Here is a 26,146-nt window from a genome sequence, read left to right on the forward strand (position 1 = left end):
TCTTCGTCTCGCGGTCAAATCCGAGAGAACCCCGCATTCGGTACACGTTCCGGGTCGAGCGGGGACGGGCAACCCGGCGAGGCGCGGACCCGGCGGAGCGACCCGGGCGGGCAGGCGGGGCCCAGATCCGGTGCAAACGGAAGAGCCCCTCCGGGCCGTCCGAAACGGCGCGGAGGGGCCTTCCATTATGTGGATCAGCCACTCACCTACTCAGGCGAAGCAGCGGGGAACGTTGAAGCAGTTGGTCGGTCGGTTGCCCTTGACCGCTGACTTGTCGTCCAGCTCGACCTCGCTGCTCGGCGAGTTGAAGATCCCGCCGGGCGGCAGGGTGGCGAAGTTGTCCGCCACCTTGGTCTTGGTCAACGTGACCGTGCCGTCGAAGATGTTGAAGATGCCGCCGCCGATGCCGAGCGGCCCGACAGCCCGGTTGCCGACCACCTCGCTGTTGCGCAGCGTGGTGGTGCTGTCCTCGTTGAACAGCCCGCCACCGAAGAAGCCGGCGACGTTCTCCTTGATGCTGCTGTCCTCGATCGTGGCCACGCTGTCGAACGCGACCGCCAGGCCGCCACCGACGCCCACCGTGCTGTTCTTGGCGACCGTGGTGTGCTTGAGCGTGAGCTGGCTGTCCGCCACCGCGAGACCGCCGCCGGCGAGCACCGCGGTGTTGCCGGTGACCTTCGAGTGCTCCAGCTTGGTCTCACCCTCGACGTCGAGGATGCCGCCACCGAAACCGATGGTCCTGTTGCCGGTGACCTCGCTCTTGTAGAGCCAGAGCGAGCCCCCGTCGACGTCGTCGAAGAGGATGCCCGGCGCGCCGTTGGCGATACCACCGCCACCGATCCCGGACTCGTTGTCCTTGATCTTCGACTCGTCCACCTGGAGCACCCCGGCGTTGAAGATGCCGCCGCCGTAGAGGAAGGCGGTGTTCTTCGTGACGGTGCTCTTGCTCAGCCGGGTGTTGCCGAAGTTGGCCAGCCCGCCGCCCTTGCCGCCGGCCTGGTTCTGCACGATCTCGGTGTACTCGATGTCGGCCCGGCCGCCCGGCTGCACCAGGATTCCGGCGCCGTCGTTGAACTCCGGCTCCTCGACCAGGGTGCCGACGTCGGCCGTGACCGGAGCGGCCGGGGTCGCCGCCGCACCCGGCTTGGCGATGGCGGGCGCCTCGGTCGCCGGCTTGGCGGTGGCGGGCGCCTCGGTCGCCGGCTTGGCCACGGCGGGCGCCTTGGCGGCCGTCGCCTTCAGGGTGTCGGCCTCGACCGTGGCGAACGTGCCCGCCTTGGCCGCGGCCGTCGCCTGGACCGAGTTCGAGTAACGGGACCAGACGGTGGCCGGCTGCACCGGCGCGCCCCGGCTGAGGGTCTGGCCGCCCTTGATGGTCAGGCCCTTCAGGGTCAGGTGCCCGCCCGTCCCGACGTTGAGGATCCGGAAGTAGCTTGCGGTCGCGTCCCGGACGATCTTGGTGTCATGGCCCTTCAGGGTGATCTCCTGGGTGATCACCGGCAGGCCGTTGCCGAACTCGTCGTACCGGGTCAGGTTGTAGGTGCAGCCCTTGGCCAGTTCCAGCGTCGCGCCGTGGTTCTGGTTGGCGAAGGTGATCGCCTGGATCAGCTTGTCGGTGTCGCAGGGCACCTGCTTGGCCCGGTCCTTGTGGCCCGAGTCCTTGCCCTTCTCGCCCCGGGCGTCGTCCTGGCCGCTCCAGTCGCCGCCGGACCACTCGTCCTCGCCCTTGCCCTCGTCCTTGCCGTCCTCGCCGCCCTCGTCCGCCTTGCCGGCGTCGCTGACGTTCTGCTTCGGGGTGGACGCCTGCGCGTCCGAGAGCCGGTCCGGGCCGGCGGACTTGTCATCGCGGGCGGCCAGGCCACCCAGGGCCGCCAGGGCGACCACGCCGGTCAGCCCGGCGACCCCGGCGGCCACCCAGAGTTTCCGCCGCCCTGATCTCGGTGGGGCCGCAGTGGCTCCACCGTCGGGATTCGTTACGTCATTGGACATCAGAGCCTTCCGCCCTTTCCTGCTACCAGACGGGGCCGCGCCAGCCGAAGACGGCGCGACCAGCTACAAATAGGTTGCAGCCTCTGATATCCACCGTATGAGAAGGATCCTCGCGACGAGGATGTATCCGAGAAAACCCCGCATTCACCTCACATCGGGCAGTGAACGGGGCAACCCGACGCGCCGGGTAGAAAGCGGGTGAGCAGCGCAAACGCGGCCGAGCCCCGCCTCCGGCAGCCGCGACGTCGCAAACGTCGCAGGCCGGTGACGGGGCTCGGCGCAGATGGGGGTTGGTCAGCCCGGCAGGCGGGGGCCCGCCTCACGCTGCTCGGCCAGCCAGGTCTCCACCTCGTCGGCCGCCCGCGGCAGCCCGGCCGAGAGGTTCACCGCGCCGGTCGCGGTGACCAGCACGTCGTCCTCGATCCGGACGCCGATGCCGCGCAGCTCCTCGGGGACCAGCTCGTCCTCCGGCTGGAAGTAGAGCCCGGGCTCGACGGTGAGCACGTAGCCCTCGCCCAGGGTGCCGTCGCGGTAGACCTCCTTGCGCGCGTTGGCGCAGTCGTGCACGTCGATGCCGAGCATGTGCCCGAAGCCGTGCAGCGTCCAGCGCCGGTAGACGGTCGACTTCTCGTCCATCGCCTCGTCCACGCTCACCGGCAGCAGGCCCAGGTCGGCCAGGCCCTCGGCGAGCACCCGCATGCAGGTGAGGTGCACGTCGCGGAACTTCACCCCGGGCTTGATGGCGTCGATGCCGGCCTGCTGGGAGGCGTACACGACGTCGTAGACCTGGCGCTGGAGCGCGGTGAACCGACCGTTGACCGGCAGCACCCGGGTCACGTCGGCGGTGTAGAGGTTGCGGTTCTCGACGCCCATGTCCATCAGCAGCAGCTCACCCGGGCGGGTCGCGCCGTGGTTGTGCACCCAGTGCAGGATCGTGGCGTGCTCACCGGCGCCGACGATCGAGTTGTAGCCGACGTCGTTGCCGTCGTGCCGGGCACGCAGCGCGAAGATCCCCTCCAGCAGCCGCTCGGAGACGCTCCGGTCCGCCGGCAGTGCCCGGGCCACGTCCTCGAAGCCCCGCACGGTGGCGTCGATGGCGTCCTGGAGCTGGGCGATCTCCCACTCGTCCTTGACCAGCTTCAGCTCCGAGATGGCGATCGCCAGCTCGCGGTCGCGGGCCGGCTGACCCTCGGCGCGCGCGCCGTCGTAGGCGCGCACGGCCGCGTCCACCCCGGGGTCGAAACCGCGCAGCACCCGGGTACGCCCCGGCGCCAGGTCGGCCAGCGCCGCGTCCAGGTCGGCGAGGTCCCCGGTCGGCAGGCCCAGCTCGGTCGACTTCTCGGCCAGCGTGTGCCGCCGGCCGACCCAGAGCTCGCCGTGCCGGCTGCGGAAGAACTCGTCGGTCAGCTTCGACGAGCGGGGCCGCATGTACAGCGTGGCGTCGTGACCCGAGCCGGTCGGGCGCAGCACGAGCACGCTGTCCGGGTCGTGGTCACCGGTCAGGTAGGCGAAGTCGCTGCCCGGCCGGAACGGGTGGTCGGTGTCGTTGGCCCGTACCTTCTCCTTGCCGGTGGGGATCACCAGCGTCTCGCCGGGGAAGGCCGCCGAGAGCGCGGCCCGGCGCTTGGCGTAGTTGGGCACCTCCGGGCGGGGGGAGACCGGCAGTTCGGAGTCCCGCCAGCCCTGCCGCATGAAGGACAGGAACGCCTCCGGGAAGTCCGGGTCGTGCGATTCGGTGCCGTCGGCCGGCGTGCCTTCGGTGCGTTCCTCGGTCATGCTCGCTCCCTCCGCGTCATTGCTGGTCCCGACCGTACCTCCCGGGCGGAGGTCGGTGGACCCGGCGGGCGGCCCCCGCCGGATCGCCGGACGGCCGCGACGGGCGTTCGGCCCCCGTGGAAAGATGACCACCATGTGCGGACTCCTGGCCTTCTTCAGCGCGCGCGGTGACGCCGGCGCGCACCGCGACCACATCGCCGGCGCGCTGGAGTGCCTGCACCACCGCGGCCCGGACGAGACCGGCGTCGAGGTGGTCGGCGACGCCTCCGGCCGCTACGCCGACGGGGTGTTCGCCCACAAGCGGCTGGCGATCATCGACGTGGCGTCCAGCCACGAGCCGCTGCCCTACGCCGACGGCCGCTACCTGCTGACCTTCAACGGCGAGATCTACAACTACATCGAGCTGCGCGACGAGCTGGTCCGGACCTTCGGCGCGCGGTTCGCCACCGCCGGCGACGGCGAGGTGATCGTCGCCGGCTACCACTACTGGGGCGAGCAGGTGCTCACCCGGCTGCGGGGCATGTTCGCCTTCGTCATCTGGGACCGTCAGGAGCGGCGGGCGTTCGGTGCCCGCGACTACTTCGGCATCAAGCCGCTGCACTACCTGGAGACCGCCGACGGGCTCTACCTCGCCTCCGAGAAGAAGGCGCTGCTGCCCTTCGCGCACGCCAACTACCAGGGCGACGCCGGCATCGACGCGGCCAGCCTCAGCCACTACCTCACCCTGCAGTACGTCCCGGAGCCCGGAACCCTGCACAAGGGGATCAACCGGATCGGCTCCGGGGAGTACCTCACCTGGACCCCGGGCGGCCGGATCGAGGTGCGCCGCTGGTACCGGCCGGTGTTCCGACCCGCCCCGGTCGACGACGAGCAGAAGCTCTTCCACGAGATCCGGGAGACGCTGCGGGAGAGCGTCCGGATGCACATGCGCTCGGACGTGCCGGTCGGCTCGTTCCTCTCCAGCGGCATCGACTCGACCGCGGTGGTGGCGCTGGCCCGCGACTTCAACCCGAACATCCTCACCTTCACCGTCGGCTACGACGTGCCCGGCTACTCCGAGATCGACGTCGCCCAGGACTCGGCCCGTCACCTCGACGTGACCACCATCCCGACCAAGATCGGGCCGCAGGACATGATGGAGGCGCTGCCGAAGATCGTCTGGCACCTGGACGACCCGGTGGCCGACCCGGCGCTGGTGCCGCTCTACTTCGTGGCGAAGAAGGCGGCCGAGCACGTCACCGTGGTGCTCTCCGGCGAGGGCGCGGACGAGTTCTTCGGCGGCTACACCATCTACCGTGAGCCGCTCTCGCTCAGCGGCGTCAACGGCCTGCCCGGCGGCGTGCAGAAGGGGTTGCGCGCGGTCTCCAAGGCGATCCCGCAGGGCGTGAAGGGCAAGAGCTTCCTGGAGCGCGGCACCACGCCGATCGAGGAGCGCTACTACGGCAACGCCCGGATGTTCACCGAGGAGGAGAAGCAGCACCTGCTGCGCCGTTACGACCCCTCGGTGCGCTACACCGACGTCACCGCGCCGATCTACGCCGAGGCGACGGAGCTGGACGACGTCACCAAGATGCAGTACGTCGACCTCTACACCTGGCTGCGGGGCGACATCCTGGTCAAGGCCGACCGGATCTCGATGGCCCACTCGCTCGAGGTGCGGGTGCCCTTCCTGGACCGCGAGGTCTTCGACGTGGCGGCGAAGATCCCGGTGGACCTGAAGCTGCCGCCCCGCTCCGACGCCACCAAGTACGCAATGCGTCAGGCGTTGCAGGGCGTGGTCCCGCCGGCGATCGTCAACCGCAAGAAGCTGGGCTTCCCCACCCCGACCCGGGTGTGGCTGCGCGGCGAGATGTACGAGTGGGCGCGGCACGTCATCGCCACCTCCGGCGCCGGTGACCTGCTCGACCTGTCGTACGCGCTGCGGCTGCTCGACGAGCACAAGCGGGAGGAGGCCGACCACTCCCGCAAGGTGTGGACCGTGCTGATCTTCTGCATCTGGCACGCCATCTTCGTGGCCAAGACCCTCGACCCGGGCATCCAGCGCAACCAGTCCGCTCTGCTCACCAAGCCCGTGGTCGGCTCCATGGTCCGCTGACCGCCCGCCCCGACCCCTGTTGATCAAGAGGTTTGCGTCACCGGAACGCCTCCGGATGACGCAAACCTCTTGATCATTTTGGACTCGCGGTCAGGCGCAGGCCTGTGACGGTCAGGTGCGGGTGCAGGTGATGGTCGGTAGGGGGTTGGCGCCGGTGGTGGTGGCCAGGAAGCCGAAGGTGGTGGTGCCCTCCGGTGGGACGGTGCCGTTCCAGGAGACGTTGCTGGCTGTCACGGACGTGCCGGACGTGCTCTGGGTGGCGCTCCAGATCTGGTTGATCGACTGACCGCCCGGCCAGGTCCAGCTCGCCCTCCAGCCTGCGAACGGCGTGCTGCCGTGGTTCATGATCGTGACCTCACCCTGGAAGCCGCCCTGCCAGGCGCTGACCACCCGGTAGACCGCCATGCAGTCCCCGCCGTGCGGCGGCGGGGTGGTCGGGTCCGGCGGCGGGGTGGTCGGGTCCGGCGGGGGAGTGGTCGGGTCGGGCGGCAGGGTGCCACCCGCTCCGACCCCGGTCACCTCACCGTTTCCGCCGTCGAAGGTGACGTCCGAGCAGCCGAAGAAGTTCTCCTGGCTGTCCGAGCGCACCCAGCGCGAGTAGATGATGTGCCGGCCGCTCTTGCCGGTCGGCAGGTTGCCACTGAAGTAGTAGTGCCCGTCGTTGGTGCCGACCGCGCCCCGCTGCGGTGGGTTGGTCACCGTCAGGAACGGCTGCTCCTCCAGGTCGCTCCAGGCCAGCGCGCGGGTCGGGCTCCAGCTGTCCTTGGTGACGTAGAAGTAGAACGTGCCGGGGTGGTGGGCCCAGTTGCTGTACCGGAACTCCATCCGCGCCCCCGCCGTCAGGTGGGTCAGCGGCCAGTCCGTGCGGGCCAGGTTGTAGCCGGTGTAGCCGGGGTTGCCGCCGCTGCACAGCTGCCCGTCCGGGATGAAGCCGACGGTCCGGCCGCCGGCGTCCGAGCGCAGCACACTGAACCAGTTGTAGAGCGAGTTGGCGCCGCTCTGCGCCACGGCGGCGGAGCAGGCGGGGTTGTTCGGCCGGATCTCACCGGTCGGGCTGAGGCCGTCCTTCCAGCACAGGAAGGTCCGGCTGCCCGGGGTCATCGCGGCGCCGTGCGCGGCGGCCGGCTGCGGCCCACTGACCAGAGCGACGGCCCCCACCACGAGGGTCGCGGCCGCGGTGAGCAACGCGGCCGTACGGGAACGGTTCACGGGTTCTCCTGACTCGCGGGGCGCGCCCTGCGGACCGCCTCCCGCGATGCGGGGTGGCCCGACCGCCCCGCTGCGACGAGCGGATGCGACGGTTGCGGCGCCCCGCCCGGACGGGCGAGCGCCACCCACGGTCCGCCTCGCGGACCGGCGCCCTCGCGTGCTGTGGAACCCGGCAGCCGGCGGCAGCGGCAGCCCACCGCACCGCCCGGCATGCGCCATCCCACCACGCGGCGTGGCGGTGACGCAATAGCTCTTCCTCGATGTGTCAGTCCACCCTCAGAGCAGCTTCTCCAGGGTGATCGGCAGCTCGTACTGGCGGCGGCCGGTGGCGTGGTGCACGGCGTTGGCGATCGCGGCGGCCGCGCCGACCACGCCGATCTCGCCGACGCCCTTGATCCCGATCGGGTTCACCACCTCGTCGTGCATCTCGATGGTGTCCACCACCACGTCCGGGGCGTCCGCGTTGACCGGCACCAGGTAGTCGGCGAGGCTGGCGTTGGCCCAGCGCCCCATCCGCGGGTCCATCCGGGTGGCCTCCAGCAGCGCCTGACCCAGCCCCCAGAGCATCCCGCCCATCAGCTGGCTGTGCGCCATCTTGCGGTTGAGCACCCGGCCGGGGGCGAAGACGCCGACCATCCGGCGCACCCGGACCACACCGAGGTCGGCGTCCACCGCCACCTCGGCCATCTGGGCGCCGAAGGTGTGCACGCCGTAACCGGCGTCCTGCGGCGGCGGGTTCCAGGTGCCGAGCACCTCCACGTCCGGGGTCATGGTCCGGTGCATCAGGTCGGCGTACGTCTCGCCGACGTCCGGGCGGTCGCAGAGCACCATCTTGCCGTCGCGGACCTCCACCCGGGCCGGGTCGGCGCCGCGCAGCGGCGAGTGGTCGTCACCCACCGCGCGGCGGATCAGCTCGTCACGCAGTTGGCACGCCGCCACGTGTACGGCCGACCCGACGGCGCTGGTGCCGGCGGAGCCGACCGCGGCGGTGATGTTGGGCAGGTCGCTGCTGCCCCCGACGAACCGCACCCGCTGCACCGGGAGCCCGAGCGCGTCGGCGGCGACCTGGGTCATCGCGGTGAACACGCCGGTGCCGAACTCCGAGACGCCGGCCTCGACGACGGCGGTGCCGTCGTTGTAGAGCCGGGCGCGGGCGCGCTGCGGGTTGACCGGCTGGGTCACCGGATAGAGCGCGCTGGCCATGCCCGTGCCGATCAGCCACTGCCCCTCCCGGCGGGAGCCGATCCGGGGGTCGCGGTCCCGCCAGCCGAACAGGTCGGCCGCGCGCTGGTAGCACTCCTTGAGCCCGCTGCTGGACCACGGCTGGCCGCTCTCCGGGTCGGTGTCGGAGTAGTTGCGCATCCGCAGTTCCAGCGGGTCGATGCCGACCCGCTCGGCCAGCTCGTCCATCGCGCACTCCAGCGCGAACATCCCGGTCGCCTCGCCGGGCGCGCGCATGAAGGTCGGGGTGATGGTGTTGCCGCGGACCAGGTGGTAGATCCCCTCATAGTTCGGGCTGGTGTACGCCACCGCCGGGCTCTGCAGCGACGGCTCCGCCCAGTCGTCGAAGGGCGAGGTGAGGGCGAACTTGTGGTGGCGCAGGGCGGTGATCCGCCCGTCGGCGCGGGCGCCGATGGTGATCCGCTGCTCCTGTTCCTCCCGGTGCCCGCACGAGGTGAACATCTGCTCCCGGGTCAGCGCCAGCCGCACCGGGCGGCCCACCTGCCGGGCGGCCAGCGCGGCCAGCGCCGGGTGGTGCCAGACCATCGCCTTGGAGCCGAAGCTGCCACCGACCGCGTGGCTGACCACGCGGATCGAGATCGGCGGCAGGCCGAGCAGTTCGGCGAGGGTGAACTGGACCGAGTTCGGGCCCTGGGTCGAGTCGTAGACGGTCAGCCGGTCGGCGTCCTCCCAGACCGCGGTGCTGGCCGAGGGCTCGATCGGGTTGTGGTGGTTGGGCGCGAACCGGTAGCTCGTCTCCACGCGGATCTCCGCGTCGGCCAGCGCCTTGCCCACGTCGCCGCGCGACGCCTGCCCCGGCAGCAGCCCACCGAAGATCCGCTCCGGCACGTACGCGCGGTCACGGCCCTGGTCGAGCAGGGTGGTCGGGGTGCTGGTCTCGTACTCGACGCGGATCAGGGTGCCGGCGTGGTCGGCGCGCTCGATGGTGTCGGCGACCACGACGGCGATCGGCTGGCCGGCGTAGTGGATCGTCTCGTCCTGCATCGGGAAGAAGGTCTGCCCGGGTGCGGCCAACCCGGCCAGCGACGGCAGCAGCCGGGGCACGGTGGCGACCCGGTCCAGGGTGCGGTGGGTGAGCACGGCCAGCACCCCCTCGGCCCGCTCCGCCTCGCTGGTGTCGATCGTGGTGATCCGACCGCTGGCGATCTTCGCGTTGACCAGCACCGCGTGGGTCATGTTGGGCACCGGGACCTCGGCGGAGTAGCGCGACTCGCCGCGTACCTTGAAGCGGCCGTCCACCCGGTTCAGGGTCGCGCCGATCGCCGGGCTCATGCCGTTCCCTCCCGTTGCGCCATGGTCGCCAGGGCGCGGACCATGGTCCGCCGGGCGAGTTCGATCTTGAACGCGTTCATGCCGTGCGGCACCGCCCCGGCCAGCTCGGCCTCGGCGGCGCGGGTGAACGATTCGACGGTCGCCGGGGCGCCGTCGAGCACATGCTCGGCCGCACGGGCGCGCCAGGGCTTGGTGGCCACCCCGCCGAGGGCCAGCCGGATCTCCGCGATGCGACCACCGGCCACCGACATGGCCACCGCGACGGAGGCGAGCGCGAACTCGTACGACTCGCGGTCACGGATCTTTATGTACCGGGAGGTGGCCGCGACGGGGAGGGCCGGCAGGTCGATGCCGGTGATCAGCTCGCCGTGGCTCAGCGGGTGCTCCCGTTCTGGGGTCTGGCCCGGAAGCAGGTAGAAGTCGTCGATCGGGATGCCGCGTGACCCGCCCGGCCCCTCGGTGCGCACCACCGCGTCCAGCGCCACCAGCGCCACCGCCAGGTCGGACGGATGGGTGGCGATGCAGCAGTCGCTGGTGCCGAGCACAGCGTGCCCCCGGTTGACCCCGTCCAGAGCGCTGCACCCCGTGCCGGGGGCGCGCTTGTTGCAGGGCGCCTCGGTGTCCCGGAAGTAGCTGCAGCGCACCCGTTGCAGGAGGTTGCCGCCGAGGGTGCCCATGTGCCGCAGTTGCGGGGAGGCGCCGAGCACCAGCGCCTCGGCCACCACCGGGTAGCGCCGGGCCACCGCCGGCTGCTCGGCCACGTCGCTCATCCGGGCCAGTCCGCCGAGCCGCAGCCCGCCGTCCGGCAGTTCCTCGATCTGGTTCAACGGCAGGTCGTTGATGTCGACCAGGCGGCGGGGCTGCTCGACGTAGATGCGCAGCAGGTCGACCTGGGTCGTGCCGCCGGCCAGGAAGGCGCTCTCCGGGTCGGCGGCGACCGTGCCGATCGCGGTGCCGACGTCGGAGACCCGCGAGTAGCTAATCGGCCGCACGGCTGCCCTCCTCGTCGCGGACCCGGCGGATCGCGGTGCGGATGTGCGGGTACGCGGCGCAGCGGCAGATGTTGCCGCTCATCCACTCCCGGATCTCCGCGTCGTCGCCGGCGTGCCCCTCGTCCAGCAGCGCCACCGCCGACATGATCTGTCCCGGGGTGCAGTAGCCGCACTGGAAGGCGTCCGCGTCCAGGAACGCCTGCTGCATCGGGTGCAGGGTGTCTCCGTCGGACAGTCCCTCGATCGTGGTCACCTCGCGGTTCTCGCAGCTGATTGCGAGCGTCAGGCAGGCCAGCACCCGCCGTCGGTCCACCCAGACCGTGCAGGCGCCGCAGGCCCCCTGGTTGCACCCCTTCTTGGTGCCGGTCAGATCGAGTCGGTCCCGCAGGGCGTCCAGCAGGCTGACCCGGGGCTCGACGAGCATCCTGCGGGCCGCCCCGTTGACCCGTAGCCGGACCTCCACCTCGCCCGGCCCCCGGACCACCGCGCTGTCCGGGGCCGGCGCGGTCCGCGTTGCCTGGAACGACTTCGCCACCTCGCACCCCCTCGTGTTCGGCCCGACCATATATTCCGAATCGTCGTGCCTTACGGCATATGGTCGGACTTGCCTCGGCCGGGAACGCCCGGCCGGACGACGCGCCGGAACGGAGGGCGGGACGCGTGCGGGACGTCTTCGACGAGCTGCACCGCCACTGGCGGGCCGGCGAGCCGGTCGCGCTGGCCACGGTGGTGGCGACCTGGCGGTCCGCGCCGCAGCCACCCGGCGCCGCGATGCTGGTCGCCGCCGACGGCACGGTCACCGGCAGCGTCTCCGGCGGCTGCGTCGAGGCCGACCTCTACGAGCGGGCGCGGACGGTGCTCGACACCGGCGTCCCCGAGCTGACCCGCTACGGCGTCACCGACGATGACGCGTACGCGGTCGGCCTGACCTGCGGTGGAGTGCTGGACGTCTTCGTGGAGCGGGTCGAGGCCGCCGGCTTCCCACAGCTCGACGCGGTCGCCGCGACCCGCCGTGCCGGCCGCCCGACGGCCGTGGTCACCTGCGTCGAGGCGGACGCCGGCGACCCGCCCGGCGCGGCGACACCGGCCGACCCGGCCGGACGGCTCGGGCGGCGGCTGGTGCTGGCCGACGGCCGGGTGATTGGGTCGCTCGGCAGCGAACGGCTGGACGCCGCGGCCGCCGACGACGCGCTGGGCCTGCTCGCCGCCGGCCAGAGCGGGGTGCTCCGGTACGGCTACCACGGAGAGCGTCGCGGCAGCGGCGTCAGCCTCTTCGTCGCCGCGTACGCCACCGCACCACGGATGATCGTCTTCGGGGCCATCGACTTCGCCGCGGCGGTGGCCCGGATGGGGGCCTTCCTCGGCTACCGGGTGACCGTCTGCGACGCCCGAGGAGTCTTCGCCACCGCCCGGCGCTTCCCGGACGCGGACGAGGTGGTGGTCGACTGGCCGCACCGCTACCTGCAGGCCGAGCTGGACGCCGGCCGGGTCGACGGGCGGACGGTGGTCTGCGTGCTCACCCACGACCCGAAGTTCGACGTGCCGGTGCTCGCGCTGGCGCTACGACACCCGCTGGCGTACGTCGGGGCGATGGGATCGCGGCGCACCCACGACGAGCGGCGCAAACGCCTGCGCGAGGCGGGGACCAGCCCGGCGCAGCTGGCCCGGCTCGCCTCACCGATCGGGCTGGATCTGGGCGGGCGCACCCCGGAGGAGACCGCGGTGAGCGTGGCGGCGCAGATCGTAGCGGGTCGCTGGGGCGGCACCGCCCGGCCGCTGGCCGAGCTGGCCGGGCCCATCCACCACCCCGTCGCGTCCGGGCCGGACCAGCCGGGCGGGTAGCGACCGACGAGGCGCGCGGCCCGGACGAGCGGATGCGCGTTCTGCCGCGCGCCGTGCCGGCCACGTGCGACAGGATCTCTACAGGCGCGACGACGGGTTCGTGACCATCGCGACCGGGCGGCGCGGCGGCAGGCGACGAAGGGAGGACCGGGATGGGATACACCGTGGTGCTCGGCGAGGCACTGGTCGACCTGCTCGACACCGAGTGCGGCGGCGCGGCGGTCTACCGCCAGGCGATCGGCGGCGCACCGCTCAACGTCGCGGTCGGGGTGGCCCGGCTCGGCGGCGCGGCGCAGTTCGTCGGGTCGTTCGGCGACGACGCGCTGGCCGGGCGGATCCGCGGCTTCCTGACCGCCGCCGGCGTGGGGCTGGACGGCGCGGTCACCGTGCCGGCGCCTACCGTGCTCGCGGTGGCCACCTTCGCCGGGGCGGAACCCGACTTCCGCTTCTACGGTGAGCCGCCCTCGTACGGCCTGCTCACCGCCGAGGACCTGAACGTCGCGCTGGTGGACGGCGCCGACGTGCTCTACTGCGGTTCGATCGTGCTGCTTCAACCGCCCGTGCTCGCCGCCGCGCGGCGGGCCTGGTCGCTCGCGACCGGCCTGCGGGTCTTCGACCCGAACGTCCGGCCCCGGCTGCTGGACGGGCCGGCCGCGCTCGCCGGGCTGCGCGACGTGGTGGCCGAGTTCGCCGCCGGGGCGCACCTGGTCAAGCTGAGTGGCGCCGACGCCGACCTGCTCTATCCCGGCGAGCCGGTCGAGGGCGTCGCCGCGTACCTGCGTGAACTCGGCGCCGCGACGGTGGTGGTCACGCTCGGCGGTGACGGCGCGGTGCTCGCCGCCGCCGGGGCCGACCCGGTCCTGGTGCCGGCGCCCCGGGTCAACCCGGTGGACACCACCGGCGCCGGCGACTCGGTGATGGCCGCGCTCATCGCCGACCTGCTGGTCGACGGCGAGCCCACCGAGCCGGCCGGCTGGGTCGACCGGGTGGCGTTCGCGCTGCGCGTGGCCGGCCTGGTCTGCGAATCTCCCGGTGGAGCCACCGCCATGCCCACCCGGGCCGACGTCCTGCAGCGCTTCACCCGCTGAGCTTCGGCCCGCTCGCCGCGAGGGTGCGGACGGCGGTGAGCGAGAGAACGACCGCCCCCGCCACCACCGCGGCCATCGGCACCGCGCTGCCCTCGCCGCCCAGCCCGGCGAGCGGGGCGGCGAGCGCGCCGATCACCGACTGGACCGTACCCATCAGGGCCGCCGCCGTGCCGGCGTGGCGAGGATGCCGGTCCAGTCCCAGCGCGGTGCTGTTCGGTGTCACCATGCCGAGCGAGCCGACGAAGAGGAAGAGGCACGCCGCCACCACCCACGGACTGCCGGCCACCGCGCCGACCAGCAGCCCGGCGGCGGCCACCGTGCCGACAGTCAGGGCGCGGATCAGCAGAACGCGTGGGCTCGACCGGTCGAGCAGCCGCGCGTTGGCCTGCCCGGCGGCGACCAGGGCCAGCGCGTTGAGCCCGAAGATCAGGCTGAAGATGGCGCCGGAGACGCCGAACACGTCCTGGAAGACGAAGGACGATCCGGAGATGTAGGCGAAGAGACCGGCGAAGGCCAGGCCCTGGGTCAGGGCGTAGCCGAGGTAGACCCGGTCGCCGGCCAGCGATCGCATCGTCCGGGCGGTGGCGGCCAGACCGCCGCTGCTGCGCCGCTCGGCCGGAAGGGTCTCGGGCAGCCGCCAGGCCACCGCGGCGGCCAGCAGCAGGCCGATCGCCGCGAGGACCACGAAGACCGCCCGCCAGGAGCCGAACCGCAGCACCAGGCTGCCGACGCCGGGCGCGGCCACCGGGGCCACCCCGAAGACGAGGGTGAGCTGCGAGAAGTACTTCGCGGCGGCCCGCCCGGAGTGCAGGTCGCGGACCACGGCCCGGGCGACCACCACACCCATCCCGCCGGCGAAGCCCTGGGCGAAACGCGCCGCGGCCAGCGCCGGGGCGTTCGGCGCGATGGCGCAGACCAGCGACAGCAGGGCGTACGCGGCGACGCCGGCCAGCACCGGCCGGCGGCGTCCCCACCGGTCGCTCAGCGGGCCGGTGACCAGTTGGCCGAGGGCCATCCCGATCAGGCAGGTGGTGAGCGAGAGCTGGATCCGCGCCTGGTCGGCCCCCAGGTCCCGGGTCATCTCAGGGAACGCCGGCAGGTACATGTCCAGCGACAGTGGTCCGAACGCGGTCAGCAGGCCGAGCAGCGCCAGCAGGCCCGGGCCGGTCCGCGCCGGGCCGGTGGCCGGTCGCCCGGCCGGTGCCGACGGCGTGGTCGGTTGGGTCGTCTGTGCCACGAGAGATCTCCCCACGATGATCGTCTCGGGTACCTTAGCTCTGTGTTCAGAGGTATTTCCCGCCGAAGTGGGTGAGGTCATGTCGAACGGCCAGGACGCGGCGCGGCTCGGTGCTGCCGTCGGCGAGCTCTACCGGTTGCTGCGCCGGTCGGCGAACCAGCGGGCCAACCGCACCGCGCTGCCGCTGGCGCAGGTGGAACTGCTGCTGGTGATCCGCGCCCATCCGGGAGTGAGCGTCAAGGAGGCGGCCGGGCGGCTGCGCACGGCGCCGAACACCGTCAGCACGCTGGTGGGCGACCTCGCCACCGCCGGGCTGTTGGAGCGCGAGCGCGACGCGGCGGACGGCCGGGTGGTGCGACTGCGGCTCACTCCGGCGGCCCGGAACCGGATGGCCGACTACGAACGGCACCGCACCGAGCTGCTCACCGAGGCGCTGGCCGAGCTCGACCCGGCCGCCCGGGACGCGCTGAACGCCGCCGTTCCGCACCTGGACCGGCTCGCCGTGCTGCTGGGCGGACCCACCTGACCGGTCGGCCTCAGAGGGTGCCGTCGAGTTCGGCGAAGCCGCGGTGAGCGGCGACCAGGGCAGCCTGGGGACCGAACGGGGCACCGGCGGCAACCTGTTCCGCCGGGGCGCCGGCGCGGTGCCCGGACCAGATCAGCCCGGCCAGCTCGACCAGCTGCCGGTGCTGGGCCCCGACGAACTCCGCGTCCACCGGGGTGCCGTGCCCGGGGATCACCACCGTGCCGGGGGTGGTCAACCGGAGCAGGTCGGCGACGGCGTCCGGCCACCGCAGCGGGTAGGAGTCCTCGAAGGCCGGCGGTGCCCCCTGCTCGACCAGGTCACCGGCGACCAGCACGTCCGCGTCCGGCACGTGCACCACCAGGTCACCGTCGGTGTGCCCGGGGCCGGGATGACGCAGCAGCACCCGCCGCCCGCCGACGTCGAGCACTGTCTCGTCGCGTACCGGGTGGGTGGGCGCGAGCAGCTCGGTGGCGGCCAGCGCGGGGGCGAGCGCCGGCCACCCGGCGCGCACCTCGGCGTACGCCTCCCGGCGCAGCCGCTCGGGGTGTTCGCGCAGCCGGGCCGCGACCCGCTCGTGCGCGTAGACCGGACGGGGCGGGTCGGCGGCGAGGGTGGCGTTGCCGAAGCAGTGATCGAAGTGGTGGTGCGTGTTCACCACCGTCCACGGCACGGCGGTGACCGCGCGGGCGGCGGCGGCCAGCTCGGCGGCCTGCCCGGCGGTGGAGAGGGTGTCCACCAGTAGCGCGGCGCCGTCGCCGACCACCAGCGTGACGTTCACCGCGAGCAGCGGCTCACGCAGCACGTGCACCCGGTCGGCGACCTCGACGAACCGGCCGGTCATGCGTTCCGCGCGGCGCGCTCCACGAACCGGCGGCGGTCGACCACCACCCGCTCCACCCGACCGTCGGCAACGACGCCATCGCCGTCGGTGACGGTCACCTCGAAGGCCAGCCGCCGCCCGTCGACCTCGGCCAGCCGGGCCTGCGCCCGGACCGTGCGCCCGATCGGGGTGGCGGCCCGGTGCTCCAGCTCGACCCGCAGCCCGACCGTGGTGGTGCCGGCCGCCAGCCGGGCGGCGGTCGCCGCGACCGTCGCGGCCTCGGCGAGTGCCAGGACGCGGGGCGTGCCCAGCACCGGCACGTCGCCCGACCCGAGCGCCTGTGCGGTGTCGGCGTCGGTGACGGTCAACTCCACCACGGCGGTCAGCCCTGGGGCGAGCGCGTCCGGCTGCTCCTGCATGGCCCACAGCCTAGGCGCTGCCTCGCCGCGCTGGTGGTCGGCGTCGGTCTATGCCCGGGCCGCCGCTAACCTTGACCGCGATGGCCGTCGTGACTGACCCCCAGCCCCCCGCCCGGACCGACCCGCCCGCGTCGCCCGACGGCGGGCGTCGCCGTCTGGTCGCCATGGCGATCTGGGGAGTCGCCTTCGTCGCCGGATGGCTGGCCATCGGCCTGCCCACCGACCCGGCGTACGCGTTCCTCTGGATCTGGGCCGGCACCATCGCCTGGAACTCGTCCCGGCCGTGGCGCAGTCACCTGCGATTCGCCCGGGACTGGGTGCCGGTGGTGCTGCTCTTCGCGGTCTACAACCTCTCCCGCGGCTTCGCCGACAACGGCGCCACCCCGCACGCCTACGAGCTGGTCGTCGCCGACCGGTTCATGTTCGGCTGGGCGACCGGCGGGCAGGTGCCCACCATCTGGTTGCAGCAGCACCTCTACCGGCCGGAGGTGCACTGGTGGGACGTGCTGGTCAGCTGGGTCTACTTCTCGCACTTCGTGGTGGCGCTCACCGCCGCCGCAGTGCTCTGGCTGCGTAACCGGGCGCGCTGGGGGGCGTACATGCGCCGGTGGGGTTTCCTCTGCGCCGCCGGCCTGGTCACCTACTTCGTCTACCCGGCGGCCCCACCCTGGTGGGCGGCGCAGAACGGGTTGATCGAGGAGGTCGCGCGGATCTCCACCCGGGGTTGGAAGGAGTTCGGCATGCACGGCGCCGGCAACCTGCTCAACGCCGGCCAGATCGCGTCGAATCCGGTGGCCGCGATGCCGTCGCTGCACACCGCCTGGGCGCTGTTCGTGGTGCTCTTCTTCTTCAACACGACCCGTCGGCGCTGGTGGCCGCTGCTGCTGGCCTATCCGCTGGCGATGACCTTCACCCTCGTCTACTCGGGCGAGCACTACGTGATCGACGTGCTGGTCGGCTGGGCGTACGTCGGGATGACCTTCCTGGTGGTCGGCCTGGCCGAGCGCTGGTGGGCCGCCCGCCGGGCCCGCCGTGGGCCGCCCGACGACCCGACCCCGGTGACCGCGACGGCGACCGACCCGACTCCAGCCGGCGACGCGGTTCCGGCCGGCGACGCGTCGACGGTCTCCGCGACCACCCGCTGACGGGCCGGCCGGCGACCCTGCGAACGCGCCGGCCGGGTCAGCCGGCTCGGCGGGCGGCGTGGCTGCGCCTGGTCAGCTCGGCGGCGATCGCCCAGGCCTCGGCGACGTCGCGGTCCTCGGCCGCCGCGCCCGGGCCGCCCGCGGTGTCCGCGTGCACCGTGGCCAGGCCGAGCCGCCGCTGCAGCGGCCCCTGCACCACCCGCACGCTCTGGATCCGGGCGTACGGCACGACGGCGGCCTGGCGGGTGAGCAGCCCGGACCGGACCGCGAAGACCCGATCGTGCAGCCCCGCGCCGAGCGCGCCGCGGCTGAGCGGGTGCAGCCAGCGTGCCCGCGGCGGCGGCGGGCTGAACGGCAGCCCGGCAAGCTGTACCCCGGGCAGCACCTCGGCGACGATCATCTCGGCGGTGGGCAGCTCACCGACCGGCAGCAGCCGGTCCGGGCGGTTGCGCTCGTCGGCCTCGCCGATCGAGTAGCCGGCCACCTCCAGGCGCAGCCGGAGCCAGCCCTTCATCCGCCAGAGCAGCGGCCAGGTGGCCCGCAGGGTCTGCACCCGGTCCAGCGGGACGGTCTGCGCCCGGGTCTCCAGCAGGCCGTTGCGCACCCGCAGCGTCCCCTCGTCGCGGGCCAGCCGGAAGTTCCAGTCGTCGAGCACCCGGCGCACCGGTTGCAGCAGCACACCGGCCATCGCGGTGAGGGTGCTCGCCACCGCGATGAACGACCAGGAGTCCTCGGAGAGGAACTGCGCCACCACGAAGGCCACGCCGAACGGCAGCAGGAACGCCTGCGGGGTGAGCAGCTGGCTGACCAGCAGGTCCTGGTTGCGTACCGCGTGCAGCGGCCGGCCGGGCGGCACCGTCGCAGGTGCCGCCGGTGCGCCCGCCGCGGCCGACGCCGGGCCGGTCGGGGCGGCGGTCCCGGCTGCGGCGGCCGGGGCGGCGCCCGGCTGCCCGGCCCGGCCGGCCAGGATCAGCAGCCGCTCCCGCAGCGCGGCGGCGTCGGCCACGCTCAGGTACGCCAGCGGTGCCTCGGTCTTGCCGCCGCCGACCACCTCGAGGCGCAGCTCGGCGAGCCCGGTGAGCTGCGCGAGCAGTGGCCGGACCACCTCCACGGCCTGTAACCGTTCCAGCGGGATGGCCCGGGTCCGCCGCCAGAGCAGCCCCTCGTGGACCCGCAGTTCCCGGCCGACCACGTGGTAACCGGTGTTGTACCAGCTGATCACCGAGAGCACCGTCGCACCCACCGCCAGGACGGCGACCATCGCGGCGAACCAGCCGAAGCCCACCCGGGACAGCGTCGACCAGGAGAGCCCGGCGATCACCACGACCAGTGACTTCGCCCCGTGCAGCGCGGGGCTCAGCGGGTGCAACCGCCGCCGCGGCTCCTCCGGGCCACCCGGCGTACCGGGCGCGGGCGGTGCGTACGGTCCCGCCGGCTGCGGCGCCCCGGTCGGCGGATACGCCGCCACCGGGTACGGCGGCGCACCGCCGTACGGCGGCGGTCCGGGGTACGGGACCGCCGGGTACGGCGCGGCGGCGCCCGGCTCGCGGGGCGGCCCGGGGTCCGGCGCCGACGGACGGGGACCCGGCTCGGCCGGAGCGTCGCTCATCGGGGCGGCCCCACGGTCACCGGCGGCGAGCCGGGCCGGCCGGTCACAGCCCCTCCGCCCGGTCTTCGCCCAGGGCGGTGAGCCGGTCGCGCAGCCGGGACGCCTCGGCCGGCCGCAGCCCGGGCACCCGGGCGTCGCTGGCCGCCGCCGCGGTGTGCAGCTGGACGGTGGCCAGGTCGAAGGCGCGCTCCAGCGGCCCGGCGCTGACGTCGACGAACTGCATCCGGGAGTACGGCACGATGGAGAGCCGGCGGACCAGCAGCCCGTGCCGGACCAGCAGGTCGTCGTCGCGCTCCGCGTAGCCCCAGGCCCGAACCGCCCGGACGATGGAGAAGGCCCGGACGGCGCCGAGCAGCAGGGCGACGGCGAGGCCCACGCCGAACAGCCAGTGGCCGCTGAGCGCCCAGCCGATCACCGCCACCAGCACCACGACGGCCAGCACCACGGCGAGCCGGACCAGCTCCACCCAGATCAGGTCCCGGGAGATCGGTTGCCACCGGACGGTCTCCGGCCAGGGTTCCAGCGGCCCGGGGACCGGCCCCGGCGGGACGGACGGCGGGCCGGGCGTCGGCGTTGGCGGCGGTCCGGCGGCGGCCGGCCGCCCGGTGGACTCGGCTCCGGTCACCGGAGAGATCCGTTCTGCGCGCTCACGCTTCGAGCGTAGGCGATCCGGACAGCGGTGCGACCGCACGCAGGAAGCCCCGGGCGTCGAGAAAGTCGCCGAGCGTCTCGCGGTGCGTGGCGCAGGCGAGCCAGGTCTTGCGCCGGTCGGCGTCGTGCAGGCGGGGATTGTTCCACCGCAACGCCCAGAGTGCCGGTGCGCGACACCCCTTGGCCGAGCAGATCAGCGGCTCGTCGGCGGGGGAGGGGAAGCTCATCCCGGCCAGTCTAGGTCGGCGGGGAGAGAAGTTGAGCGCCGGGCGGCCACGGGGGGAGCCGCCCGGCGACGGGGTGAATCGTACACGCGGTCAACCGGTACCTGTCCACCCCGAGAATGGCGATTCGACCGGCTGGGACGGCGCGGCGAAAATCGGCTTCTCCCCACCTCGGCACTCAGCCGGGCATGCGAGTCTTGATACGCACCACGCCGCGACAACCGATCATGCTGTGGAGGACCGGTGGCCCAGCCGACCACGCCCGACGCCCCGACACCGAACGGGGCGGCACCGCAGCCGCCCGCGCCGGCGACCACTCCCGCCGAGGACGCGACCCTGCTGGAACGGGCGCTCTTCGAGATCAAGCGGGTGATCGTCGGGCAGGACCGGATGGTGGAGCGGATGGTCGTCGCCCTGCTCGCCCGTGGTCACTGCCTGCTGGAGGGGGTCCCCGGGGTGGCCAAGACCCTGGCCGTGGAGACCCTCGCCAAGGTGGTCGGCGGCTCGTTCGCCCGGGTGCAGTTCACCCCGGACCTGGTGCCGGCCGACATCATGGGCACCCGGATCTACCGGCAGTCCAGCGAGAAGTTCGACGTGGAGCTCGGTCCCGTCTTCGTCAACTTCCTGCTCGCGGACGAGATCAACCGCGCGCCGGCCAAGGTCCAGTCGGCGCTGCTGGAGGTGATGAGCGAGCGGCAGGTCTCCATCGGCGGGGAGACCCACCGGGTGCCGGACCCGTTCCTGGTGATGGCCACCCAGAACCCGATCGAGCAGGAGGGTGTCTACCCGCTGCCGGAGGCGCAGCGGGACCGCTTCCTCATGAAGATCGTCGTCGGCTACCCGACCGACGCCGAGGAACGGGAAATCGTCTACCGGATGGGCGTCGCCGCGCCGGAACCGTCGGCGGTGTTCAGCACCCCCGACCTGATCGCGCTGCAACGCAAGGCCGACCAGGTCTTCGTGCACAACGCGCTGGTCGACTACGCGGTCCGGCTGGTGCTCGCCACCCGGGCCCCGGCCGAGCACGGCATGCCGGACGTCGCGCAGCTGATCCAGTACGGAGCGAGCCCGCGCGCCTCGCTCGGGCTGGTCCGGGCCACCCGGGCGCTGGCGCTGCTGCGCGGCCGGGACTACGCGCTGCCGCAGGACGTCCAGGACATCGCCCCCGACATCCTGCGCCACCGCCTGGTCCTCAGCTATGACGCGCTCGCCGACGACGTGCCGGCCGACCACATCGTGCACCGGGTGATGTCCACCATCCCGCTGCCCTCGGTCGCGCCCCGGCAGCAGGCCACGCCGACGCCGACCGTCGCGCCGCCGGGCGCCGGGTGGCCCGGGCCGCGCCCGTGACCTCAGCCACCCCTCGCCCCGCCACCGGTGACCGGTCGGAGGCCGTGCTCTCCCGGCTCCAACTGCTGGTCACCCGCAAGCTCGACGGCCTGCTCCAGGGCGACTACGCCGGCCTGCTGCCCGGCCCGGGCAGCGAGGCGGGGGAGTCGCGCGAGTACCGGCCCGGCGACGACGTGCGCCGGATGGACTGGCCGGTGACCGCGCGTACCACCATGCCGCACGTCCGGCGGACGGTCGCCGACCGGGAGCTGGAGACGTGGCTGGCGGTGGACCTCTCGGCCAGCCTGGACTTCGGCACCGGGCAGTGGCTCAAGCGGGAGGTGGTGGTGGCCGCCGTGGCCGCGATCACCCACCTGACCGTCCGCGGCGGCAACCGGATCGGCGCGGTGGTCGGCACCGGCGGCGGCACCCCGCCGACCGGCCGCCGCCGTGGCGTACCGCCGGCGTCCGGGCCGGGAGTGCTGACCCGGCTCGCCGCCCGCAACGGCCGCAAGGAGGCGCAGGGCCTGCTGCGCGCGATCGCCGGCACCGACGTCCGGCCCGGCCGCAGCGACCTGGGCGCCCTGGTCGACATGCTCAACCGGCCGCCCCGGCGGCGCGGCGTGGCGGTGGTCATCTCCGACTTCCTCGCCCCGCCCGAGCAGTGGGCGCGGCCGCTGCGCAAGCTGCGGGTGCGTCACGACGTGCTGGCCATCGAGGTGGTCGACCCGCGCGAGCTGGAGCTGCCCGACGTCGGGGTGCTGCCGGTGGTCGACCCGGAGACCGGCGAGCTGCATGAGGTGCAGACCGGCGACCCGGCGCTGCGCCGCCGCTACGCCGAGGCGGCCACGGCCCAGCGGGCCGCGATCTCCGCCGCGCTGCGCGCCGCCGGCGCCGCCCATCTGCGCCTGCGTACCGACCGAGACTGGCTGCTGGACATGGTGCGCTTCGTGGCCGCGCAGCGGCACGCCCGCACCCGGGGGACGACACGATGATCCGTTTCTTGCAACCGTGGTGGCTGCTGGCCGTGCTGCCCGTGCTCGCCCTCGCCGCGCTCTACGTGTGGCGGCAGCTGCACCGCCGGGCGTACGCGATGCGGTTCACCAATGTGGACCTGCTGCGCACCCTCGCCCCGAAGGGGCTGGGCTGGCGGCGGCACGTGCCGGCGACCGCGTTCCTGCTCTGCCTGCTGGTGCTGGCCACCGCCCTGGCCCGTCCGGCGGTGGACACCCGGGAGCCACTGGAACGGGCCACCGTGATGCTCGCCATCGACGTGTCGCTCTCCATGCAGGCCGACGACGTGGCGCCGAACCGGCTGGAGGCCGCCCAGGAGGCGGCCAAGCAGTTCGTCGGCGAGCTGCCGGAGAGCTACAACCTGGGGCTGGTCTCGTTCGCGAAGTCGGCGAACGTGCTGGTGCCGCCGACCAAGGACCGGGGTGCGGTGACCAGCGCGATCGACGGGCTGGTGCTGGCCGAGGCGACCGCGACCGGAGAGGCCGTCTTCACCTGCCTGGAGGCGATCCGGTCGGTGCCCGCCGACGGCGCGGCCGAGATCCCGCCGGCGCGGATCGTGCTGCTCTCCGACGGCTACCGGACCTCCGGCCGCTCGGTGGAGGAGGCGGCTGCCGCCGCGCAGGCGGCCAATGTGCCGGTCTCCACGATCGCGTTCGGCACCGACGGCGGGCAGGTCGACATCGGCGGGCAGCTTCAACGCGTCCCGGTGGACCGGCTGGCCCTGGCGGAGCTGGCCGAGACCACCGAGGGGTTCTTCTACGAGGCGGCGTCGGTGAGCGAGCTGAAGCAGGTCTACCAGGACATGGGCAGCTCGATCGGGTTCCGTACCGAACCTCGGGAGGTCACCCAGTGGTACGCCGGGGTGGCGCTGCTGCTCGCGCTCTGCGCCGGCGCGCTCAGCCTGCTCTGGTCGTCCCGGATGCTGTGACGGCCGGCCGTCCTCGTGGTCGGCCGGCTTGAACTCGGTCGACCGCGAGGGCGGCGGGTCGGTGTCGGGGAACGGCGCGGTGTGCGGTTCAGTGACCGGCGAGGACGAAGACGACGGCCACCCAGACGGCGGCGAGGGTGAATCCGAGCGGGGCGATGTAGCGGCTCATGAGGGGCTCCGGGTGGCGACTGGACAGCCCATGGGCAGGGGCGGTCCGTTGAATGGATCAGGACGCGCACACGAAGTCGTGACCGGGCGGCTCCCGGGGCCGCCCGGGGTGTGGGCGGCGCAGCTCACGATCCCCGGCGCGGGGCCGGGGAGCGGAACGGGCGGGAGCGGAGCTGGGTCAGCTCACCTGCTGGAGCCGTGGCTCAGCGGGGCTGACGATCGGCCCGGCCACGACTAGGAGGATCGCTATCTCGCACAGCGATCACCTCCTGCGGTCGGCGGGGCCCGGAACGTTGATGATCGTACACCCCGGGAGGCCCCGCCGCGCACTCGGCCGACCGGCCTACCGCGCCCCCTCCCGGTGGCCGAGGCCCTCCGTGCCGGCCGGCTCCGGACACCGCCCGCGGTGGCCCGCGGAACGGGGTGGGCGGCCGGTCGGAGCGCTGCGCGTGTCGAGGCGCCGGGGTTGCGGCCACCGCCCGGCGACCAGGGCCGCCAACAGCAGCGCCAGCACCGGCAACCAGCCGAGCCGGGCGACCACCCAGGCCGCGCCGTCCGGCGGGGTGTGCAGGCCGGGCAGCGCCGCGCCGGCGCGGGCGGCGAGCGCGCTGACCCCGACCAGCACCGGCTGGTGCCAGAGGTAGATCCGCACCGCGTGCCGGTTGACGGCCTCGACCGCCCGGCCGGGACCCGGCCGGGCAGTGAGCCGCAGCAGCGCCGGCCGGGCGAGCAGCCCCAGACCGATCTGGGTGCCCGCCAGGGCGACCGCGAGCAGCGACGGCGGATTCAGGTTGGACATCGCCGCACCGGGCACCCCGACGGCGCTCGCCGGATAGCCGGCGGCGATCAGGGCGGCGAGGGCGACCATTCCGGCGAGCGCCAGCCCGGCCGCCGGGCGACGCCCGGCGAGCCGCCCGTCGGCATGTGCCAGCCCGAGCAGATACGGCACCGCCCAGGCGGCCAACAGGCTGACCGGCAGCAGCCCACCGGCCGTCGGCAGCAGCCGGGCGGCGAGGTCCGCCCCGGCCACCGCGGCGACCGCCGGCGCGGCGCACCACCACGGACCCCACCGGCGTACGGCGGCGCGCAGCGGGACGGTCAGCGCCACCAGGGCGGCGAGCGGCAGCAGGAACCAGAGCGGGCTCACCGCCAGGGTCAGCGCGACCGCGAGGGTGCCGTCGGGGGTGCCGACGACGGTGGCCACCAGCAGCACCGCGGCGCCGGCGCCGAGCAGCGCGACGGTGGGCAGCACCAGCCGGCGCAGCCGCCGGGCGAGCCAGCCGGCCGGGCCGCCCCGATGCCGGGCGACCGAGCGGGCCGAGGCGTACCCGGCGGTGAAGAAGAAGAGCCCGAGCGTCTGCAGCAGCCAGGTGGCCGGTGCCAGGGCGGGCATCGCGGCGAGCGGGCTGGCCTGGTGCAGCGACCCGTCGGAGGTGAGTACCAGCCCGGTCACCAGCCAGTGCCCGAGCACCACCCCGCCCACGGCGTACCCGCGCAGGGCGTCGATCGCCCGGTCCCGCGTCATCGGGCCACCCCCGCGCCGGCCGTCCGGGCCGCGCCGGGGCCGCCCGGCTGGTGGTCGCCGCCGACGGTGGCGGGCCGGGTGTCGGCGCCGCCGGTGAGCGCGACCGAGACCAGCGCGGCCAGCGTCGCGCCGCCGGGAACCAGGTAGCCGTCGTGTCCGTGGACGCCGGTCACCGGCAGGATGCGCGCCCCGAAGCCGGGGTCGGCGGGCCGTCGACCGTGCCCGAGACCGGGCAGCCGGACCGCCGGCACCCGCCGGACCCAGTCGTCGGCCGCCTCGGCCGCCCAGACCCGCCGGTCGGCGCCGAGCGCCGTCGCCCGGTCCACCCCGGTGCCGATGCCACCGAGGGTCACCACGTCGGTGACCTGCGCCGGGGCGTCCGCCGCGGCCAGCCCCACCACCAGCGCTCCGTAGCTGTGCCCGACCAGCGTCACGGCGGCCGCCGGGCGGTGCGCGACCAGCGCGCCGAGCAGGCCGCCGAGCGCGACCGCGCCGTGTCGGGCGTCCGCCGAGCCGGCCGCGGTGAGTACCCCGTCCGGCGGGTCGTAGCCGAGCCAGGCCAGCACCGCCACCCGGGCGTGCGGGTCGGCCGCCCGCAGCGCCCGGTACAGCTCGTCGGCCTGCACCGCAGGGGCGCGCCGGGCCACTCCGCCCAGCCCCCGGTCGAAGTCGCGCAGGGTGCTGCCCACGCCGGGCACCAGCACCACGATCCGGTCCGCGGTGGTCAGATCGCCGCGTACCTCCACCGCGCGTCCGTCGCCGCGCGGGTCGAAGAGCAGGAACCGGCGACCCTGGGCCGCCCAGTCGGCGTACGGGGGGCCGGCCGCGCGCATCGCCGCCGCGGTGACCGGGTACGCCTCGACGAAGGCGCCCGCCGCGACCGGCTCCGCCGGGCCGGGCAGGACCAGCCCGACGCCGAGCAGGGCGGCCAGCCCGGCCCGAGTGGCACGTGTCCAGTTCATCGCGTCTCTCCCTTCCGGATCTTCCGGGGGGAGAGTGCGGGCGGCACCGCGGTGTGGGCGTCACCCCGCAGAGCCGGGTTCACC

The 26,146-nt window shown here is 73.8% G+C and carries 22 protein-coding genes; 8 read left to right on the forward strand and 14 right to left on the reverse strand.

Going from position 1 to position 26,146, the window contains the following annotated elements:
* Positions 1-210: 210 nt before the first annotated feature.
* Together ACIP9D_RS19390 and ACIP9D_RS19395 are read right to left on the reverse strand one after the other, a co-directional pair.
* Positions 211-1,914 carry a right-handed parallel beta-helix repeat-containing protein gene (locus ACIP9D_RS19390; RefSeq protein ID WP_400450439.1) on the reverse strand — a complete coding sequence of 568 codons (1,704 nt, stop codon included), beginning with the start codon at positions 1,912-1,914 and terminating at the stop codon, positions 211-213.
* Between the two features lie 369 nt (positions 1,915-2,283).
* The gene (locus ACIP9D_RS19395; protein WP_350872779.1) at positions 2,284-3,765 is read right to left on the reverse strand and encodes an aminopeptidase P family protein; all 1,482 of its coding nucleotides are present in this window, start codon (positions 3,763-3,765) and stop codon (positions 2,284-2,286) included.
* Between the two features lie 133 nt (positions 3,766-3,898).
* Here ACIP9D_RS19395 and asnB point away from each other — a divergent pair, with 133 nt between their 5' ends.
* Positions 3,899-5,860 carry an asparagine synthase (glutamine-hydrolyzing) gene (gene asnB / locus ACIP9D_RS19400; RefSeq protein WP_350872781.1) on the forward strand — a complete coding sequence of 654 codons (1,962 nt, stop codon included), beginning with the start codon at positions 3,899-3,901 and terminating at the stop codon, positions 5,858-5,860.
* 111 nt (positions 5,861-5,971) lie between these two features.
* Here the strand turns inward: asnB and ACIP9D_RS19405 are convergent, their stop codons facing one another.
* The 4 genes from ACIP9D_RS19405 to ACIP9D_RS19420 form a co-directional block, all read right to left on the reverse strand.
* Positions 5,972-7,069, reverse strand: coding sequence for a lytic polysaccharide monooxygenase (locus ACIP9D_RS19405; protein WP_350872783.1), 1,098 nt, complete (start codon positions 7,067-7,069; stop codon positions 5,972-5,974).
* Positions 7,070-7,345: 276 nt separating this feature from the next.
* Positions 7,346-9,583, reverse strand: a complete 2,238-nt coding sequence (locus tag ACIP9D_RS19410; protein ID WP_350872785.1) for a xanthine dehydrogenase family protein molybdopterin-binding subunit — start codon at positions 9,581-9,583, stop codon at positions 7,346-7,348.
* A complete protein-coding gene (locus tag ACIP9D_RS19415; RefSeq protein WP_350872787.1) occupies positions 9,580-10,575 on the reverse strand; it encodes a xanthine dehydrogenase family protein subunit M in 996 nt (331 codons plus the stop codon). Before ACIP9D_RS19415 ends, ACIP9D_RS19410 begins: the two co-directional genes overlap by 4 nt.
* Positions 10,562-11,059: a (2Fe-2S)-binding protein gene (locus ACIP9D_RS19420; protein WP_400450569.1), complete on the reverse strand. Its 498-nt coding sequence runs from the start codon at positions 11,057-11,059 to the stop codon at positions 10,562-10,564. Before ACIP9D_RS19420 ends, ACIP9D_RS19415 begins: the two co-directional genes overlap by 14 nt.
* Positions 11,060-11,235: 176 nt before the next feature.
* Between ACIP9D_RS19420 and ACIP9D_RS19425 the strand changes: the two genes are divergently transcribed.
* Together ACIP9D_RS19425 and ACIP9D_RS19430 are read left to right on the forward strand one after the other, a co-directional pair.
* Positions 11,236-12,417 (forward strand): XdhC/CoxI family protein, encoded by a 1,182-nt coding sequence (locus tag ACIP9D_RS19425; protein WP_350872789.1) that lies wholly within the window; start codon positions 11,236-11,238, stop codon positions 12,415-12,417.
* Between the two features lie 152 nt (positions 12,418-12,569).
* On the forward strand, positions 12,570-13,505 hold the full coding sequence (locus tag ACIP9D_RS19430; protein WP_350872791.1) for a carbohydrate kinase: 936 nt from the start codon (positions 12,570-12,572) through the stop codon (positions 13,503-13,505).
* Here the strand turns inward: ACIP9D_RS19430 and ACIP9D_RS19435 are convergent.
* Positions 13,495-14,742 carry a multidrug effflux MFS transporter gene (locus ACIP9D_RS19435; RefSeq protein ID WP_350872792.1) on the reverse strand — a complete coding sequence of 416 codons (1,248 nt, stop codon included), beginning with the start codon at positions 14,740-14,742 and terminating at the stop codon, positions 13,495-13,497. The two genes, ACIP9D_RS19430 and ACIP9D_RS19435, sit on opposite strands and share 11 nt — an antisense overlap.
* Before the next feature lie 79 nt (positions 14,743-14,821).
* Here ACIP9D_RS19435 and ACIP9D_RS19440 point away from each other — a divergent pair, with 79 nt between their 5' ends.
* The gene (locus ACIP9D_RS19440; RefSeq protein ID WP_350872793.1) at positions 14,822-15,268 is read left to right on the forward strand and encodes a MarR family winged helix-turn-helix transcriptional regulator; all 447 of its coding nucleotides are present in this window, start codon (positions 14,822-14,824) and stop codon (positions 15,266-15,268) included.
* Positions 15,269-15,278: 10 nt separating this feature from the next.
* Here the strand turns inward: ACIP9D_RS19440 and ACIP9D_RS19445 are convergent, their stop codons facing one another.
* Entirely contained in the window at positions 15,279-16,109 is an 831-nt protein-coding gene (locus tag ACIP9D_RS19445) for an MBL fold metallo-hydrolase (RefSeq protein ID WP_350872794.1), read from the reverse strand.
* Positions 16,106-16,507: a thioesterase, FlK family gene (locus tag ACIP9D_RS19450; protein WP_350872796.1), complete on the reverse strand. Its 402-nt coding sequence runs from the start codon at positions 16,505-16,507 to the stop codon at positions 16,106-16,108. Before ACIP9D_RS19450 ends, ACIP9D_RS19445 begins: the two co-directional genes overlap by 4 nt.
* 80 nt (positions 16,508-16,587) lie before the next feature.
* Between ACIP9D_RS19450 and ACIP9D_RS19455 the strand changes: the two genes are divergently transcribed.
* The gene (locus ACIP9D_RS19455) at positions 16,588-17,652 is read left to right on the forward strand and encodes a phosphatase PAP2 family protein (protein WP_350872798.1); all 1,065 of its coding nucleotides are present in this window, start codon (positions 16,588-16,590) and stop codon (positions 17,650-17,652) included.
* Between the two features lie 37 nt (positions 17,653-17,689).
* Here ACIP9D_RS19455 and ACIP9D_RS19460 read toward each other — a convergent pair whose 3' ends face one another.
* Genes ACIP9D_RS19460 through ACIP9D_RS19470 form a run of 3 tightly spaced genes read right to left on the reverse strand, consistent with a single transcriptional unit; the run spans position 17,690 to position 20,139 of the window.
* Entirely contained in the window at positions 17,690-19,261 is a 1,572-nt protein-coding gene (locus ACIP9D_RS19460) for a PH domain-containing protein (RefSeq protein ID WP_350872800.1), read from the reverse strand.
* Between the two features lie 43 nt (positions 19,262-19,304).
* Positions 19,305-19,886 (reverse strand): PH domain-containing protein, encoded by a 582-nt coding sequence (locus tag ACIP9D_RS19465; protein WP_350872802.1) that lies wholly within the window; start codon positions 19,884-19,886, stop codon positions 19,305-19,307.
* A 22-nt stretch (positions 19,887-19,908) separates the two neighbouring features.
* Entirely contained in the window at positions 19,909-20,139 is a 231-nt protein-coding gene (locus tag ACIP9D_RS19470; RefSeq protein WP_350872803.1) for a hypothetical protein, read from the reverse strand.
* A gap of 240 nt (positions 20,140-20,379) precedes the next feature.
* Between ACIP9D_RS19470 and ACIP9D_RS19475 the strand changes: the two genes are divergently transcribed.
* Genes ACIP9D_RS19475 through ACIP9D_RS19485 form a run of 3 tightly spaced genes read left to right on the forward strand, consistent with a single transcriptional unit; the run spans position 20,380 to position 23,407 of the window.
* A complete protein-coding gene (locus ACIP9D_RS19475; RefSeq protein ID WP_350872805.1) occupies positions 20,380-21,486 on the forward strand; it encodes a MoxR family ATPase in 1,107 nt (368 codons plus the stop codon).
* The gene (locus ACIP9D_RS19480) at positions 21,465-22,460 is read left to right on the forward strand and encodes a DUF58 domain-containing protein (RefSeq protein WP_350872806.1); all 996 of its coding nucleotides are present in this window, start codon (positions 21,465-21,467) and stop codon (positions 22,458-22,460) included. Before ACIP9D_RS19475 ends, ACIP9D_RS19480 begins: the two co-directional genes overlap by 22 nt.
* Positions 22,457-23,407: a VWA domain-containing protein gene (locus ACIP9D_RS19485; protein WP_350872808.1), complete on the forward strand. Its 951-nt coding sequence runs from the start codon at positions 22,457-22,459 to the stop codon at positions 23,405-23,407. The genes ACIP9D_RS19480 and ACIP9D_RS19485 overlap by 4 nt, the downstream gene beginning before the upstream one ends.
* Positions 23,408-23,918: 511 nt before the next feature.
* Here the strand turns inward: ACIP9D_RS19485 and ACIP9D_RS19490 are convergent.
* The gene (locus ACIP9D_RS19490) at positions 23,919-25,100 is read right to left on the reverse strand and encodes an acyltransferase family protein (RefSeq protein ID WP_350872810.1); all 1,182 of its coding nucleotides are present in this window, start codon (positions 25,098-25,100) and stop codon (positions 23,919-23,921) included.
* Positions 25,097-26,062, reverse strand: coding sequence for an alpha/beta hydrolase (locus ACIP9D_RS19495; protein ID WP_350872812.1), 966 nt, complete (start codon positions 26,060-26,062; stop codon positions 25,097-25,099). The genes ACIP9D_RS19490 and ACIP9D_RS19495 overlap by 4 nt, the downstream gene beginning before the upstream one ends.
* Between the last annotated feature and the right edge of the window lie 84 nt (positions 26,063-26,146).

The sequence above is a fragment of the Micromonospora sp. NPDC093243 genome (genome assembly GCF_044753725.1).
Lineage (GTDB): Bacteria > Actinomycetota > Actinomycetes > Mycobacteriales > Micromonosporaceae > Micromonospora.

Bases quoted from the DNA above. Each gene is read 5' to 3' on its own strand.
- ACIP9D_RS19395 (WP_350872779.1), bottom strand. From the start codon at position 3,765: ATGACCGAGGAACGCACCGAAGGCACGCCGGCCGACGGCACCGAATCG.
- asnB (WP_350872781.1), top strand. From the start codon at position 3,899: ATGTGCGGACTCCTGGCCTTCTTCAGCGCGCGCGGTGACGCCGGCGCG.
- ACIP9D_RS19410 (WP_350872785.1), bottom strand. From the start codon at position 9,583: ATGAGCCCGGCGATCGGCGCGACCCTGAACCGGGTGGACGGCCGCTTC.
- ACIP9D_RS19430 (WP_350872791.1), top strand. From the start codon at position 12,570: ATGGGATACACCGTGGTGCTCGGCGAGGCACTGGTCGACCTGCTCGAC.
- ACIP9D_RS19440 (WP_350872793.1), top strand. From the start codon at position 14,822: ATGTCGAACGGCCAGGACGCGGCGCGGCTCGGTGCTGCCGTCGGCGAG.
- ACIP9D_RS19445 (WP_350872794.1), bottom strand. From the start codon at position 16,109: ATGACCGGCCGGTTCGTCGAGGTCGCCGACCGGGTGCACGTGCTGCGT.
- ACIP9D_RS19450 (WP_350872796.1), bottom strand. From the start codon at position 16,507: ATGCAGGAGCAGCCGGACGCGCTCGCCCCAGGGCTGACCGCCGTGGTG.
- ACIP9D_RS19455 (WP_350872798.1), top strand. From the start codon at position 16,588: ATGGCCGTCGTGACTGACCCCCAGCCCCCCGCCCGGACCGACCCGCCC.
- ACIP9D_RS19460 (WP_350872800.1), bottom strand. From the start codon at position 19,261: ATGAGCGACGCTCCGGCCGAGCCGGGTCCCCGTCCGTCGGCGCCGGAC.
- ACIP9D_RS19470 (WP_350872803.1), bottom strand. From the start codon at position 20,139: ATGAGCTTCCCCTCCCCCGCCGACGAGCCGCTGATCTGCTCGGCCAAG.
- ACIP9D_RS19485 (WP_350872808.1), top strand. From the start codon at position 22,457: ATGATCCGTTTCTTGCAACCGTGGTGGCTGCTGGCCGTGCTGCCCGTG.
- ACIP9D_RS19490 (WP_350872810.1), bottom strand. From the start codon at position 25,100: ATGACGCGGGACCGGGCGATCGACGCCCTGCGCGGGTACGCCGTGGGC.
- ACIP9D_RS19495 (WP_350872812.1), bottom strand. From the start codon at position 26,062: ATGAACTGGACACGTGCCACTCGGGCCGGGCTGGCCGCCCTGCTCGGC.